Origin of the sequence: Streptomyces sp. NPDC051909, from assembly GCF_040681095.1 — a bacterium.
Lineage (GTDB): Bacteria > Actinomycetota > Actinomycetes > Streptomycetales > Streptomycetaceae > Streptomyces.
In genome coordinates this window covers 1-14340 of the sequence record NZ_JBFAYA010000030.1, presented here as the reverse complement: position 1 = coordinate 14340, position 14340 = coordinate 1, and the positions used below count along the sequence as shown (strand labels likewise).

At 70.2% G+C, this 14340-nt stretch carries 19 protein-coding genes; 12 read left to right on the top strand and 7 right to left on the bottom strand.

The window, feature by feature from the left end; all coding sequences use genetic code 11:
- Positions 1-87: 87 nt before the first annotated feature.
- Entirely contained in the window at positions 88-246 is a 159-nt protein-coding gene (locus tag AB0M18_RS31725; RefSeq protein WP_365764149.1) for a hypothetical protein, read from the bottom strand.
- A 753-nt stretch (positions 247-999) separates the two neighbouring features.
- Here AB0M18_RS31725 and AB0M18_RS31720 point away from each other — a divergent pair.
- Entirely contained in the window at positions 1000-1656 is a 657-nt protein-coding gene (locus tag AB0M18_RS31720) for an HAD family hydrolase (RefSeq protein WP_365764147.1), read from the top strand.
- 3 nt (positions 1657-1659) lie between these two features.
- Positions 1660-1821 (top strand): hypothetical protein, encoded by a 162-nt coding sequence (locus AB0M18_RS31715; protein WP_365764145.1) that lies wholly within the window; start codon positions 1660-1662, stop codon positions 1819-1821.
- A 167-nt stretch (positions 1822-1988) separates the two neighbouring features.
- On the opposite strand, the gene AB0M18_RS31710 is transcribed toward AB0M18_RS31715, so the two are convergent.
- Positions 1989-2177 carry a hypothetical protein gene (locus AB0M18_RS31710; protein WP_365764143.1) on the bottom strand — a complete coding sequence of 63 codons (189 nt, stop codon included), beginning with the start codon at positions 2175-2177 and terminating at the stop codon, positions 1989-1991.
- A 261-nt stretch (positions 2178-2438) separates the two neighbouring features.
- On the opposite strand from AB0M18_RS31710, the gene AB0M18_RS31705 reads away from it, so the two are divergent.
- From AB0M18_RS31705 to AB0M18_RS31685, 5 genes are all read left to right on the top strand, one after another.
- Complete coding sequence (locus AB0M18_RS31705) at positions 2439-3623, top strand: helix-turn-helix transcriptional regulator (protein ID WP_365764141.1); 1185 nt, start codon at positions 2439-2441, stop codon at positions 3621-3623.
- A gap of 81 nt (positions 3624-3704) precedes the next feature.
- Complete coding sequence (locus AB0M18_RS31700) at positions 3705-3953, top strand: hypothetical protein (RefSeq protein WP_365764139.1); 249 nt, start codon at positions 3705-3707, stop codon at positions 3951-3953.
- Positions 3950-4120: a hypothetical protein gene (locus AB0M18_RS31695; RefSeq protein WP_365764137.1), complete on the top strand. Its 171-nt coding sequence runs from the start codon at positions 3950-3952 to the stop codon at positions 4118-4120. Before AB0M18_RS31700 ends, AB0M18_RS31695 begins: the two co-directional genes overlap by 4 nt.
- Before the next feature lie 86 nt (positions 4121-4206).
- Positions 4207-4464: a hypothetical protein gene (locus AB0M18_RS31690; protein WP_365764135.1), complete on the top strand. Its 258-nt coding sequence runs from the start codon at positions 4207-4209 to the stop codon at positions 4462-4464.
- Positions 4461-4985: a hypothetical protein gene (locus AB0M18_RS31685; protein ID WP_365764133.1), complete on the top strand. Its 525-nt coding sequence runs from the start codon at positions 4461-4463 to the stop codon at positions 4983-4985. Before AB0M18_RS31690 ends, AB0M18_RS31685 begins: the two co-directional genes overlap by 4 nt.
- Before the next feature lie 48 nt (positions 4986-5033).
- Here AB0M18_RS31685 and AB0M18_RS31680 read toward each other — a convergent pair whose 3' ends face one another.
- On the bottom strand, positions 5034-5354 hold the full coding sequence (locus tag AB0M18_RS31680) for a hypothetical protein (protein ID WP_365764131.1): 321 nt from the start codon (positions 5352-5354) through the stop codon (positions 5034-5036).
- A gap of 50 nt (positions 5355-5404) precedes the next feature.
- Entirely contained in the window at positions 5405-6280 is an 876-nt protein-coding gene (locus tag AB0M18_RS31675) for a sigma-70 region 4 domain-containing protein (RefSeq protein ID WP_365764129.1), read from the bottom strand.
- A gap of 298 nt (positions 6281-6578) precedes the next feature.
- Between AB0M18_RS31675 and AB0M18_RS31670 the strand changes: the two genes are divergently transcribed.
- The 3 genes from AB0M18_RS31670 to AB0M18_RS31660 all read left to right on the top strand — a co-directional run bounded on the left by AB0M18_RS31670 (position 6579) and on the right by AB0M18_RS31660 (position 7871).
- Positions 6579-7226, top strand: a complete 648-nt coding sequence (locus AB0M18_RS31670; protein WP_365764251.1) for a helix-turn-helix domain-containing protein — start codon at positions 6579-6581, stop codon at positions 7224-7226.
- Between the two features lie 139 nt (positions 7227-7365).
- Positions 7366-7599, top strand: a complete 234-nt coding sequence (locus tag AB0M18_RS31665) for a hypothetical protein (protein WP_365764127.1) — start codon at positions 7366-7368, stop codon at positions 7597-7599.
- Positions 7599-7871, top strand: coding sequence for a hypothetical protein (locus AB0M18_RS31660; RefSeq protein ID WP_365764125.1), 273 nt, complete (start codon positions 7599-7601; stop codon positions 7869-7871). The genes AB0M18_RS31665 and AB0M18_RS31660 overlap by 1 nt, the downstream gene beginning before the upstream one ends.
- 43 nt (positions 7872-7914) lie before the next feature.
- On the opposite strand, the gene AB0M18_RS31655 is transcribed toward AB0M18_RS31660, so the two are convergent.
- The gene (locus tag AB0M18_RS31655) at positions 7915-8640 is read right to left on the bottom strand and encodes a hypothetical protein (RefSeq protein WP_365764123.1); all 726 of its coding nucleotides are present in this window, start codon (positions 8638-8640) and stop codon (positions 7915-7917) included.
- A gap of 158 nt (positions 8641-8798) precedes the next feature.
- Between AB0M18_RS31655 and AB0M18_RS31650 the strand changes: the two genes are divergently transcribed.
- Together AB0M18_RS31650 and AB0M18_RS31645 are read left to right on the top strand one after the other, a co-directional pair.
- Entirely contained in the window at positions 8799-9311 is a 513-nt protein-coding gene (locus AB0M18_RS31650; protein ID WP_365764121.1) for a hypothetical protein, read from the top strand.
- Positions 9308-9823 carry an NUDIX hydrolase gene (locus AB0M18_RS31645; RefSeq protein WP_365764119.1) on the top strand — a complete coding sequence of 172 codons (516 nt, stop codon included), beginning with the start codon at positions 9308-9310 and terminating at the stop codon, positions 9821-9823. The genes AB0M18_RS31650 and AB0M18_RS31645 overlap by 4 nt, the downstream gene beginning before the upstream one ends.
- Positions 9824-10546: 723 nt before the next feature.
- Here the strand turns inward: AB0M18_RS31645 and AB0M18_RS31640 are convergent.
- Positions 10547-12196 carry a hypothetical protein gene (locus tag AB0M18_RS31640; RefSeq protein WP_365764117.1) on the bottom strand — a complete coding sequence of 550 codons (1650 nt, stop codon included), beginning with the start codon at positions 12194-12196 and terminating at the stop codon, positions 10547-10549.
- Positions 12196-13347 (bottom strand): hypothetical protein, encoded by a 1152-nt coding sequence (locus AB0M18_RS31635; protein ID WP_365764115.1) that lies wholly within the window; start codon positions 13345-13347, stop codon positions 12196-12198. The genes AB0M18_RS31640 and AB0M18_RS31635 overlap by 1 nt, the downstream gene beginning before the upstream one ends.
- Between the last annotated feature and the right edge of the window lie 993 nt (positions 13348-14340).

Below are 14340 nucleotides of genomic sequence, written 5' to 3'. Positions count from 1 at the left end.
CGGAGGGCGGCCGAGGCGAGGAACCCAGTGCCTGCCAGAGCGAGGGTTCAACGCCTTGTTACGCAGCCGGTCGGCCGGTCACCTGGTTCACCACCAGGGGCCGGCGGCCTGCCCGTGGGCCAAGGCCCAGAGCATCCAACCCCAGTACGTGGCGTAGAACCCCGACCCGATGACCTTCACGGTCACGGGCAGCGCCTTCGCCCACCACTCAAGCTGGACCGGCTTTCGGCGATGACGTCCCGCCATGGAACGTCCCCTCTCTCGACGTGGAGCCCTTGGGACTACCGGGGGCCCCGGACCGGGCTCGGAAGCCGGGTGTCCGGCCTCGCTAGCGGGAGGTCGGAAAATCCGCACCCGTGCCAGGTGTTGAGATCGGGAGTCCCGGAGGACTCCGCCGAGGAGATTGCATCACATCCCAACTCCCCTTCGCTGCCCTGTCGGTGTGTCACCGGATGACAATCCGCGCAGGTCAGGGTGCTGATGTATGTCGTATAGGAATCCCCTTTTGCTATACCGAAGCACCAGAATTTCGGATCCCTGAAGGCAGTGACTCGTTCAGTGCGTGGCCGGTGAGCAGGGCCGTTGCGGTGACGTCCAGCGACGATTAGATGACCGCCAACGGCTTTCAGACGGCCCTCTACCGGTTTTGAATATCTGTCGGCATATGCCAAGCGGGTATGAGTGAGCGTAAACCCCACCTACTGTGATCTGCGACACACTCTAGGTCTCGAGGTGCACGGGGCCGACGAGGACGGCCTGCTGCCCGCCGGCGGAAGGCCGTCGCGGAGACCGCGTACCCCTGCGACGCGGAGTCCGTGATGAAGAGGGCGATGCCCGTCGGTACGGGCGGTCTCCTCGTCGCGCCCAGGACGTGGCCGCGAGTACGCCTGCGGGGCACCGGCTCGTACGCTGGTCAGAAATGGGATCACACGCAGGCGCCTGCACCCTGGTTATCCACAGGCCTGCCGGGTCCGTGCAGTGGCCCGTACGCTCGGCGGCGTGATCAAGTGCATCGTCTTTGACATCGGCGAGACCCTCGTACGTGACGACCGCTACTGGGCGCGCTGGGCGGACTGGCTCGACGTCCCCCAGCACACGCTCTCCGCGCTCGTAGGCGCCGTCGTCGCCCAGGGCCGTGACAACGCCGACGCGCTGCGGCTGCTGAAGCCGGGCATCGACATCGGCGCCGAGTACGCCGCCCGCGAGGCCGCCGGCCGCGGCGAGCACCTGGACGAGGCGGACCTGTACGACGACGTCCGCCCGGCGCTCGCGGCACTGTGCGGGCTCGGCGTGCGCGTGGTGATCGCCGGGAACCAGACAATCAAGGCCGGCCGCCTGTTGCGGGACCTGGAGCTGCCCGCCGACCTGGTCGCGACGTCCGGGGAGTGGGGGTGCGCGAAGCCGGCCACGGAGTTCTTCACGCGGGTGAGCGACGCCGCAGGCGGCGCGCTGCCGCACGAGACCGTGTATGTCGGCGACCACCCGGCCAACGACACGCTCCCGGCGGCCGCTTTCGGGTTGCGGGCGGCGCATCTGCGGCGGGGACCGTGGGGGCACCTGTGGGCGGACGAGATTGCGGTGGCCGCGGCCGCCGACTGGCTCGTCGACTCGCTGCACGACCTTGTCGAGATCGTCCGCATGGAGAACGGGCTCTAGGACTTGTCCGGACGTCCGCGCCGACGACAAGCGCGGCCGGGGCCGCAACAGCAGGTTCCCTTCCCGATCTACCGGCTCTGGGACCTGGAGGCCGAGGGCCTGGACGAGGACGGGGCCGAACGCTACGGAACCGCCCTCCAGCTCCGCGACTGGTGGGCCGAGTAGGCGCAGGCGATGTTCGGCCGGCGTACGACCGATGGGATCCGACGCCTGCGCCGACATGTCGGCTTGCATGGCGACGGCTTCGGGGAACGCGCCAGGCAGTTCGTCTACGAGCAGGCCGTGCGCCCTGTCTGGCGTCGTAGTAGACCTGCTGCCGAAGGCGGCCCAGGTCACTTGGCCCACCCCACAATGGTCAGCACCACGGTCACCAGTCCGAAGGCAACCACGGCTGCGAGGGTCAGTGGCTGGACCAGCTTGGGCCGCATGTGCACCACGACCGCGACACCGCCAGCGGCGAGCACGATCACAGCGACGGAAAGCACACCGATCAGCATGTAGATGGTCTGGATGGTTGTCATACCTGTCCTCCTGGCAGTCGAAAAAAAGCCCTCCCTCCCGGCACAAGATGTGCGGTACACGGAGTGGGCGACTGCAGGGTGGAGGACCGAGGGGTTAGCCCCGCAACTGGTGTTCCGGTCCTGTACGCGAGCGACTGGGCACGGGCTGCCGAGCCTTCCACCGCTAACGACGCGAGGGCATCGCTGAGCAAGCGCCCACGAACGAGGGCCAATGCACGGTTTCGCAGCGCTGGCCGGTGAGCCCTCGCTACGGTCAGAGGCATGGCCGCTGACAGCCCGCGGGAGGTGGGCGAGCGGATCGCCGCCCGCCGCCGCGCCCGCCGCCTGACCCAAGTCCAGCTTGCGAACGCTGCGCGCGTCTCGTATGCGACCGTCCGCGCCGTCGAGCGCGGCGCCCGCCAGCCCAGCGACGACGTCCTCGAGGCTCTCGCCGCTGCCCTCGGCATCGACGCCGCCCGGCTGCGCATCGGCTACCGGGGTACCGAGCGCCGGGTGCACGCCGCGCTGCCGGAGCTGTCCGCAGTCCTCGCCGGGTACGAGATCCCCCAGGGCCCGCCCACGGCCGGCCCCGGCGAACTCGCGGCAGCTGTGAAGACGGCGGCGGACTGGCGGCTCGGCGCCCAGTACGGCCGTATCGCCTCCGTCATCCCGGGCGTGCTCGCGGACGCGATCCGCTACGTCCACACCGAGCCGGCCGCCGAACAGCCGGACGCGGCCCGGATGCTGGCGTCCGCGGCCCGCACCGGGGACGCGATCGCGTACAAGTACGGGGCCCATGACCTGTCGGCCCGGCTGATCGACCTGATGCGCTGGGCGGCCGACCGCTCCGCCGACCCCCTCGTCACCGCCTCCGCCGCCTACGTCAGAACCGAACTGTTCTTCTCCGCCCGCGCCCACGCAGTCGGGCTCGCCGCCCTGGAACAGGCCATCGACGCGGCGCCCGCACCGACCTCCCGCCTGAAGGCCGCCGCCCGCGGCGCGCTGCACATGCGGGCCGCGGTTATCGCCGGCCGCGCCGAGAACGTGGCCGCTGCCGACACCCACCTCGACCACGCCCGCGCGCTCGCCGCGCTCGTCGGCCGCGAAGGCACCTACCTCGGCACCAGCTTCGGGCCGGACTCCGTCCGCATCCACGAGGTCTCGCTCGCCGTGAGCCTCGGCCCCCGGCACGTCGAGCGCGCCCTGCAGGCGGCGGGGCAGTGGAAGCCGCCGGGCAGCCTCCCGGCAGAGCGCCGCTCCGGGTACTACATCGAGCTCGCCCGCGCCCAGGACTGGGCCGGGCTACCGGGCGACGCGTTCGAGAGCCTGAAGGTCGCGCGCGCGGCGGCGCCCCAGCACACCCGCGAGCACCCCTGGGCCCGCGAGGTCGCCGCCGGGCTGCGCCGCCACTACCGCGCGGACGCCGAGTTGCTGACACACTTCGCCCAGTGGATCGGCGCCGTCTGAAACTGCTACAGCTTGTAGCAGTTGTGGCCGCCCGCACGCTGCACGATCTCCCTGCCGCATCACACAGGGAGGTGAAGGACGGTGACTACACCCGTTCTCGTCGACGGCCACGTCAGCCTCGCCCGGCTCCACGGCGCCGCGTGCTGGCACTGCGGCGCCGTCACCCGGACGCTCGCCCCGGCCGGCACGGTGGTGCGGCCGGGCTCGAACCGCCGGTGGGCGGTCGTCTCCTGCGGCTGCCGCCCCGCCCTCGCGCCGCAGCCGCAACCGGGCGATGACGGCACCGGCCCGGCGTGCACGAGCTTGCCCGGCGTGGGTGGTACGCGGTGACCGCCCAGAGCCGCGCGGGCAAGGTGCTGCTGCCCCACTGCACTCCCGAGTTCGAGCTGCACAGCTGGTGCAAGCCCCAACCCGTCTACACCCGCTATGGCGACCAGGCGCTGCCGGGCCGCCGCTGCGACTGCGAGTGCCACCGTCCGAGGCCGAAGGCGGGCTGAGGACACGAGAACCGGGCCGGTCGCGCCGACGCGCGCCTTCGCCGCCCCGGCGCTGACCGAACGTACGAGAGGACGGAGGCAGAACGGTGATCACGACGGCGAAGGACCGCGAGCGCACCGAACGCGAACTCAACGAACTACGGGCCGGCGAGGCCGCCGCCGCAGCCCTGCAGGAGGCACTGGCCCGCGTCGGCATCGTCGTCCCGTCGCTGCGGCCGAGCCTCCCGGTGAACGGCACGGCGTTCGTCGAGCTCGGCGGCTGCAGCGCCGGCACCGCCGTACGTCTCGCCGAAGTTCTCACGGCTGCCGCGGACGCGCTGCCCGAACTCCGGGCCGACCGGTGACCGCCGAAGCGGTTGCCCGGACGCCGCGCGTCGCCGCGACCGTGCGCACCGGCGACGTCGTCCACCTGGACGAGGGCACCGCCCGCACGGTGTGCGCTGGCACCACCATGGGCAGCCCCATAGGGGGCCTCACCCTCGCCTTCCTCTTCGAGGACGGCGGCACGCTCCGCACGGCCGCCGGCGCCGAGGGCCACGAGACCAACCGCAGCGGGATGAACCGCAACCCCTTCGTCGCCATCCAGGGCTACGCGATCCGGCTCGAGGACAAGACCTGCAAGCCGGCCAAGGCCAATCAGAAGCCGGTCAGGCGCACGGACATGTTCATCCAGAGCGAGATGCTCGCCGACGGCTCGCAGAAACTCGACACCCCATGGGACCCCGACACCTGGTGGGCCTGGGATGGCCCCGGCGACTACAGCTCCAACGGCTGCATCAAGCTCGCCCCCAATGACCTCAAGGACCTCTTTGCCTACCTCGGCCGGGCTGGCTGGCCCAAGAACCTGACCCTCCGCGTCGGCTGACACGGTGGCCCCTGACGCTGGGGCCGAGCCGTGATGACGTCGCGCGCCCTAGTTGCGGGTCCGGCGGCGTTCCTGGCGATCCTTCCGCCTCCGCTCCTCACGCCGACGACGGCGCTCTTCACGCCGACACCGGCGGTCTTCACGATCCTTCCGCCTCCGCTCCCCACGCTGGTCCCAGAACCGCACAAAGGCCATCCAGATGTCGCGCTTGTGCTCGGATTCGGTGGGAAACAGGACCATCATCAGGATGATGAGGCCCGGCACAACGATGCCGAACACGGCGACCACGGCTACGACCGACCACGGGGCACCAGCGTAGGCAAGGGCACCGGTGCCGGCGCCACCGCCGATCATGACGGTGCCGGCCACCACACGGGTGCTCTTCGGGGCGGGGGGCGCCGGCTGCTGCAGGGGAGTGCTCACCGGGCCGCCCCGTTCGTGGCTGCGTCCAGCTGCCGGCTGCGCTCCCACTCGGCCTCGACCGTGGGAGGGACGGGCAGCTTGCCGTCCCTCCGCAGCGCCTTGACTCTGGTGCGGAAGGTGTAGAGCGCGTTGTCCACGTCCCCGAGCTTGATCCCGAGCTCCTCGGCGATCTCGCCGCGGGAGTACCCCTCCAGGGTCATGCGCCAGACCGCGCGGTTGCGAGGCTTGAGGTCGGCGATCATGTCGGTGAGCGTCGAGTACAGCTTGGTGACCTCGTCGGGCACCGAGTCCTCCAAGAAGGCCGACTCCTCGGCGGTCTGACGAAGGACTCCCGAGATGATCCAGCCCCGCATGTGCTCGTTGGCCGCTGCCACGAACCTGTCCGTGCGCTCCCGGCGCCAGCCGTAGAACACCCGGGGAAAGACCAGCCCGCACCGGCCGACGAAGAACGACGCGAGCGACTTGTGCTTGCCGCTCTTGCCCGGGTTGGCCGCCGGGTTGTATCCGCCCTTCCTCAACGAGTTGGGGAGGGTGCTCATGGCCTCGCTGATGGTCATGGTGGCGATGACCGCCCGGTCCTCGAAGTTGCTGTGCAGGGCCGAGCGCTCGTCGGTGCTCAGCACCAGCGGCGTCGGGGAGCTCGCGACCAGCTGCATGAGCTTGTAGGAGTCGCGCATCGCCGTGTGCAGCGTCTTGTAGGCGTACAGGTACAGCTCGTCCGCCAGCTGCTTCCAGTCGCGGCCCCGGAATCCCGCCGTGACCACAGCGGCGACGCGGTCCACGTCCCGCTGGATCTCGGCCGACAGCTCGTGCTGGCCGCCCGCAGTACCCAGGATCACGGTGTCCTGGCCCCCCGTCTCAATTTCGCGCATAGCCTTCCTTGTTGGTCCCGCCCCTGCCAATTCTGTTAAGAGTAGCGGAAGCTTGTCGTAGTGCGGTCGCCCGCTGTATGCGCACGAACCATCGTCCGCACTAAGAATCCGGAGAAGAATCCGCCCAACTTTTCAAAAGTTGGGGCTCCGGCCAGGTCCACAGAACCCTGTCCGGCACGTGTCCGGACAGGGCCTCGGTCCCGTTCCGGGCGCTGTCCGGACAGCAGCGGACAGCAGGTCAACGGCCTCGTACGATGTCCGGCACCAACCTGCCCACCTGGAGGTCCTGTTGACCGTTGTGGAGGACTTCGCCCACCACCTTCGTCACCTGCGGGCCATGGCCGGCGATCCCTCGGTGCGCCGGCTCGCCCAGCTGACCGGGTTCGGCAAGACGACGATCAGCGACGCGTTTGCCGGGCGACGCCTGCCCACTTGGGACGTCGCCGCCCAACTGGCCGGTGCACTCGCCGCCGACCATGACGACCTCCGTGAACGCTGGGCGAAGGCGCGAGGCGGAACCGGGACGACCGCCGCGGCCGCGGTGCCCGACTGGCTGACCTCCGTACGCTCCGACATCCCCGACCTGACCGGCGCCCAGGGTTTCGAGAAGGCCTGCGCCGCGGCCACGTCAGACCCGAAGCCCACCCTGGACATCTGCTGGGGAGTCCTGCGGGTCGGCGCCCTGCAGTTCTCGCACCGCTTCTACGGCGACATCCCGGGCAACTGGTCCTCGAACGTGGTCGACACCTACCGCAGGGCCGAGGAGGACGGCCTGCTGCCCGCCGGCTGCAGCGCCGTCGCGGAGACCGTGCACCACTACTACGTCTCCTCCAACGTCAACCCGGGGGAACTGCCCTCCACCGCCGAGCTGCTGCAGATCGTCGTCCTGTCCTACCGGCTGGCCTGGCAGGCCCGCGACCTGGTCACGGAGCGAGAACCACAGTAGGAATCCTCTGCCATCACGTGATCAAGCCCGGAGGCATCACCTAGGCCCCCAGGTTCTCTCGGAGCGGTGCCCGCAGCGCAGGCTCAGGGATACCGTGGTGTGCCAGACCTGTTCCACGCCCCCCCCGGGAGCCACACTCATGAGCGACCAGCCAGCCCCTGCTGACACCGGCCGGGAGCAACTGCCGGCCGCGGCTGCCGATGGACTGCGCGCCTACGCCGCCCGCACCCGCGCCCAGGCGGACCAGCTCGCCGCCGTCCTGGAGGACATCGCCATCAACGGTCTCCCCTCCGTCGACGAGTGCACCCCGTGGGAAGAGCTGCGCGAGCAGCAAATCGCCCGCCTCGCCGCTCAGCGCCCCGCCGTCGCCTGATGGCACCCCAGCACCGTGCGCGGCGCGCCCGGATCGCATTCTCCGACTCCGCCGCCAAACAGCTTGAGGCCATCACCACCGAGGCCGAGCTCCACGCCCTCGACCGCGCCCTGGTCGTCATCTCCGTCGACCCCGAAGCCGGCGAACCGATCCCCGGCACCACTGACGGCCCCCAGCTACGCCAGTACGCCGACGAGGTCGAGCGGGTCCGCGTCCTGTACTTCGTCACCGCTCTGCGCACCGTCGTGGTCGTTGCCTACATCGAGGTCTGACGTCGCGCCGACTGCTGTGCGGACGTGAAAGAGCCTCGGTTCGTTAGTCGGTCGTCTTGGAGCGGTTTCCGCCGGCAGCGAGGATGCGCTGTCGTCGCCATGCTCGGCGAGGGCGTCCGCGGGTGCCCTTGATGAGTGCGTCCGGATGGAGCAGCTCGGGGAAGCGTCCCTGGGCGAGTGCGCTGGTGAGGCTGGCGGTGGTTGTGTATCCGAGCAGGGGTGCTGCTTCCGCGGCGGTCAGGAGGTCATCGGCTTGGCCGGCATCAAGGGGCTCCGGGGCCGCGAGAGGCGGGCGAGTGGCTGACTTCGGACGGGTGTTTCCCTTGCCCGGTCGGCTGGCGCCCCACGAGGCGATGGTGCTCCGTCGCCACCACATCGTGTTCGGGCGTCCCGGTCGGGCCGTTGCGCCGGGGATCTTCCCGGTGACGTCCGGCTCGGGGAAGTAGCCGGGGCGTTCCTTCAGGTAGGCGTGGATGGTGGTTACGTTCTTGTAGCCGAGGAGAGCGGCCACATCGCTCGCGGAGAGCAGCTCGTCGGGGTCGCCGGCGGCTGGCATGAGCGACGCGGCGGGGTGAGCGGATCGTGCCGCGAACCATTGGGCGACCTCGGTCCTCGCCCAGTACTGCTTTCGCCCTTCCACGTGGTGGACGGCAGGGAAGCCGGTCGTCCCCCTGTCGCGGGCCCATTCGCTCAGACGTGAGCGCGAGCCGCCGAACTCCTCGAGGATCTGCGCGGCGTCGACCAGCTCGCCGGGCTCCGGCTGGTTCATGGGTGCTCCGTTCCTCTCCGCAGACGAGACAGAATTTCGATAATGATAAATAAATGGTCGGGGGTGGACAAGGGGAACGCTCGACTTCCGCTTCGGCAGACCTTTGGAGCGCTGCCTACCCGTAGTAGTTTTGGAAAAAAGCCGCAGGGAGGACACCCGTGGTCGAGATACTCGACTGGGACGAACCCGACTACTGGACCGTGGCCCACATCGCTTCCGCCTACGGTGTCAGCGAGACCACCGTCACCAAGGAGTGGACGAAGTGGCCGCACTGGCCGGCCGCCGCGGAAGGCCTCGGGAAACGACGTTCCACCAGAGGTAGACCCGCAAGGGTCTACCCCCGTCAGGCAGTGAAGGACGCCGTCGAGCTACAGCGCTCGAAGACCCCCGGCGCCGGCCCCGCCCTTCCACCGGCACGGCAGTGGCCGCGCAAGGACAGGGTGACGCTCGCCGAGATCGCTCGCCGGCTGGACCGCGACTACACCGAAGTCCGCAATTACCCCCGGCTGTATCCGTCAGCAGCGAACAACCCCTTCCCGCCCGTAGGCCCCGACGCCATGCGCGCCTGGGGCGACGTCGCCGACTGGCAGGCGCGCCGGCCCGGGATGGGCAACCGCCGCATCACCCGCGCATCCGAGACCGCGACCGACGAAGGAAAGGCCACCCCATGAACGCCGAGGCACCGTTTCACCGCATCAAGATCCGCGTGGCCGCACTCATCTCCAACGGCGACGAGATCGCCCTCATCAAACGCGTGAAGAACGGCACCGAGCAGTACACCGTGCCCGGTGGCAACGTCGACCCAGGCGAGCCCCTTCCGACCGCCCTCGCTCGCGAGCTGAAGGAAGAGCTCAACCTCGACATCGAGCAGGCCGACACCGCCCCCCGCTTCACATGGCTCCTCGACGCCATGGTCAGCCGCCCCGGAAGCACCCCGCCCCGCAAACTCCACATGGTCTTCCGCCTGAGCATCAGCGACCACGTCCGCGCCGCCCTGAACCCGACGGAGCACGACGACACCGCCGGCGCCGGCGAACTCGTCTGGATCCGATGGCAGGAGACCAAGGGCATGGCCCTCTTCCCGCCCGTGCCCGTGGCGGACCTCGCGGCCCCGGACACCGACTTCGACGCCGGCGCCGCGCTCCTGCCCGGGCTCGATGACTCCAACTACAGCTGGATCTGATCCGGAGGGGCGCAGCACTGGGGCGCGCCTTGTGTGGCAGGCGCAGCGAAGGCCGCGCGCAGACAGGGCGCGGAGAGGGCGCGGAGAGGGGGGCGCGGCCGGTCGCGGTGAAGGTGGGGGAGGCCCACGCCACCAACACCGTCCCAGCCCCCAGTTCATCATCGGCCGGTGGCGGGACGGCGTCGGCGCCGCGCGCCTCCCCCACCTTCACCCCGCCGTTCTAGCTTCGTGTGGCGCGTCGGTCTCCTTCGACGGGAAGCCCTGACGGCCAGCGGCGGCCCTGGGGCGCAGCTAAGCCCCTCTCCCCCCGCGCAGCGGGTGCCGAGGCGCTGCGCGCCCTCGCAGCGCGGCCCGGACGCTGCGCGACCGGGGAGCGGGGCGGAGGCAAGGGCGCAGCCAGGCCCTCTCCCCGCGCAGCGGGTGGTGTGGTGCTGCGCACCACACAGCGCGGCCCGGGTGCTGCGCACCCGGAATCTTCCCCGCGCAGCGGGATCCGAGGGGCTTGCGCCCCTCGGAAGGGGCCCGGGCGCTGTGCGCCCGGGGAGTGAAGCGGGCCGTTACGCTGCGCTTCACGGGGGCGCAGCGGGGCCGAGGCGCAAGCGCCCCGGCGAAGGGCGGGCCGCTTGCGCGCCCGCCGCGCCGGTATCGTGAGCCGTGGACCGGACCCGCTGCAATCGGGTCCGGCCCACTTGCCCCGCCTAACCGGCGCGGCGCGTCAGCGGATCACTCGGCGAGGAGCCCGGGGAACGCCCGCCGGGACCGTCCCCGCTCAAGCGAGACGTGCTCGACTTCCGCCCCGGTCAGCTTGAAGCGCCGCAGCGGTTCGCCGGTCGTCCGGTTCGTGTTGCGCAGGTGCCGGGGGTCCAGCTCTTCCACGACCAGCGAGGGCAGGGCCGCCGTGGTGTTCTTCCCGCCCGCGACCGCCACGGACAGCGGCCCGTCCGGGGCGAACGGAATCGGCGCGATCCGCCAGACCGTGCCCCGGATGCTGGACAGGCTGACTTCCCCGTACCCGCGCTCCTCGCGCGGGGTCATCGGCTCATCCGGCACACTCACCAACCCCCGGAACTGGCCCTGTCCGCGTCCCTGGTTCACGATCTGCCCCGTGTCGATGGTGAACTCTCGGGAGAACACCGTCGACGCGGGCCACCCCGCAGCGTGCAGTGCCTCCGTGTACGTCTCCACCAGCGGCAGCACACTGCCCCGGATATGCTGCGCCGCCGCCCGGTCGATGACGTCCAGGGCGTTCGCGCGCTCCGCCACCTCCCGCAGCAGGCTGCGCACGTCCGTCCACGTCGCGGCGGGGAACGGCTCACGCCGCCCGATTCCGCGCCGCGCCTTGAATGCGAGAAGCGCATTCAGGAACGGCCGGCTGGCATCGGTGTACCCAGAGCGCTTGCGGGTCTCGGTGCGGGGATACAGGTGCAGCGCGGTGAAGCGCCCGTCCTCGGCGAATGTCGGCTCGACGGCCCAGTACGGGCCGTCTGCGTTGGCGAACTGCCACACATGCACGGTCCGCGTCTCGTACGGCACGCCCAGCGTGCCCGCCAGCGCCGCCCGCACCGTGGCCGGGGAGCCGTCGAGCCCGTCGCCGGTCAGGTGCACGTACTCCCGCCCGCCGGTGCTGAACACCGGCTGATTGCCCGCCCCGAGCCTGACGACCCGCGCCCGCTCCATTGGAGCCGCCGGAGCCGCCATGCTGATCAGCAGATGCGGCCCGGACGCGATGACGTGGTGTCCGTCCACGACGGCCTCACTCACCGGCCCCAACCCGACCAGCGGCGGGAACCGCAGCTCTACGGCCGCCGTCGCCGCACCGTGCCCCAGCACATCGAACACCGGCCGGTAGGTCCGCAGCAGGTTGGCGACGTCCGCCGTGAACTGCTCCCGGCTCGTGCCCTCCCCGGGTCGGTCCGTCCAGCCCAGCGTGTACGGCGTGAGCGACACCCGTACGCCGTCCAGTACATCCCCGTGCCGCTCGGCGATCCGGTGGTGCATCGCCACCAGGTCCGGCGCCGCCGACGAGTAGCCGACGCTGGAGATCCGCACCCGTGCCCCGAGCCGACCGGCCGCCAGCGACAGGTAGTCGTCCAGGTACGGGTAGCTCATGATGTCGTTGTCCAGGTACGGGAACACCGTGCCCGGACGGTGCGCATCACGGCCCCGCGCGACCCTCAGCCCGCGCTCGTCGGCCACGGTGGCCATGCCGTCCATGAGCGCGTAGAGGCCCGGCCGCGTGAACTGCCAGACGTCCCGTCCGGCCACCTGCGAGCAGAACCCGCAGCGGTTGAAGCACCCCGTTGCCGGGGCGAGGTACTGAAGCCGCGTCAGCGCTTCATCCGGAAGCGTCCGAAGCTGTGCGAGCAGAGACATCACGATTCCTTCCTGTCGATGGAGAACCAGCGGTCGAAAGCCGCGAGCACGGCCCGACCGTGGTCGGAGAGATCCGAGGGACCGGAGAACGGGGAGGCCGGACCGGCGGTCAGCCCCTCAGCCGTGGCCAGCTCCGCGCCCGACTCACACGCGGTGCCCGGCGCCGGGGCGTTGGCGATCAGCACCCACCCCGCGTCGCTGTCCGCGTCCGCCGGATGCGCGCCCGGCCGCTCCCACACGAGCCGGTCACCCACGAGCCGGTACACCCCGGAGCCGGGGAAGTCCGGCCGCGTGGTCACAGCCGACCGGGCACGGATCTTGAGGTAGTACGGGCCGACGCTGCCCCCGGCCAGCGAGCAGCCGTTGAACGCATCGGGGGTCGGAAGCCACGTCGGGCGGTGCCCGAGCATGACCACGAGGTGGGCCACCGCCAGCGGCGGCACGCCCGCAAGCTGGTGGTTCACGCCCGACACCTCGGTCGTGCCCTGCTTGCGAGCGTTGATCTCGTTGATCACCGGTCCGTCCGCCGACCAGATGAGATCGATCCCCCAAAGCCCGGTCATGCGGTGTGTGTGCCACGCCCACTCGCCCAAGCGAGTGGCCGCCTCGATCACGTCCGCGACACCCCGGGCAGGGAACGGTGCGCCGGACCAGTCGTTGCCCGCGCTCTTGGCCGGTCCGATGCCCACGTCCCCCACGCCGATGGCCTTGCGTGAAGGGCGGTCCACATAGACCAGCACCCCGCCGCGACCATCCGGCACGGATAGGACGCTGACGTTCGAACTCCAGCCGTCCACGAATGCCGAGACCCGCCACGGTCCGGCCAGCGTCGCCGCCCGAGCCACGTCTGACGGGCCGTCCACAAACACCGTGCCGCGCCCGCCCGCATCGTGCGCCGATTGCACGACCAGCCGCTGCGCGCCGATGTCGGCCCGCAGCCGGGGGAGACTGGGGAGGCGTTCGGCGTAGGTCCGGCCGGGGATCACCATGCGGCGTGGAACTCCAGCCGCTCGCAGGATGCGGCCCAACTCGGCCTTGTTCTCCACTTGCTGACGGACCCCCACCGGCAGTCCGGCCACGGCCCCGGCAGGCCCGGCAAGCGGTTCGAGCTGTGATGCGGCGTACCAGCCGGATACGACCGGCGCGGCCATGCCACGGAGGCGTTCAGCAGCCTGTCCCGCGATGGAGTCCCACCACGAGTGCTTGTGCTTCCCACCGCCCCTTAGGCCGGTGCCCGCCTCAGCGGCCAGCACGTCACCAGGCACCGCAGGTGCCCAAGGCGAGTAGCAGCCGAGGGACAGCGCCGGACGAACTGAGGAGATGGGAGCCGGTCCGGTGTAGGCGACACGACCGCCGGTTGTCTGCCGGTCGAAGGCGACCAACGGTCGTCCAGCAAGTGCCGTGCTCAGCACGGAACTTGCCTCTTCGGAACGGCTACCGAGGATGCTCGGTAGCACGTGAGAGGGATTCAAATTTCCTCCGGTTCTACTACGGTTGAGGGCATGGAAATACGGTGCGGCTTCCGACCGCCCTTGCCTTCTTCGATAAAGAATAAATACTCGGAGGGGGTGCTGTCGACTACCCGACCCATGGTTTTTCTTGACGCATCGTCAGATAGTTTTGAGCGGGCCTTTCGAGTAAGCATTTTGAGGTTTTGTCATGAGGCTTTGCGGGCGTGGCCCAAGCGGCCGGCACTTTGCATTTCGGGCCTAAAGAGGCCACCTCTTTTCCTCTAGTGGCATAGACCATTTATGATCTCGCCTGCCGAGTGAAAACTACGCTATGTAACTTCCTTGCAGGTGGCCGGTTGGGTGGACATGGGGCCGGTTCCGGTTGCATACTGTTGTTGCTAGGGAGCGCGGGAGCGCGACCGGAGCCCTTCGGCCCCGCAGGGGACGGAGGGAATCCCCTCCGGGTATCAGCGGCCGATTAGCTCTCTGACCAGCGAAAACGCCCCGCGCAGCGGGGCGTTCAGCCCACCGGCGGCCGCGATTTTCCGGGCCGCGTAGCGGGCCGGCCGAACTGGTCGCCGTCACCGAAGGTGACGGCTCGTCAGGGTCACTCCGACCGGCGCCGCGCAGCGGCGCCGCAGCGTTGGGAGTGACGCAGTCACTCCGCGTCGTGTCTCCGCAGGAGACCGCGCG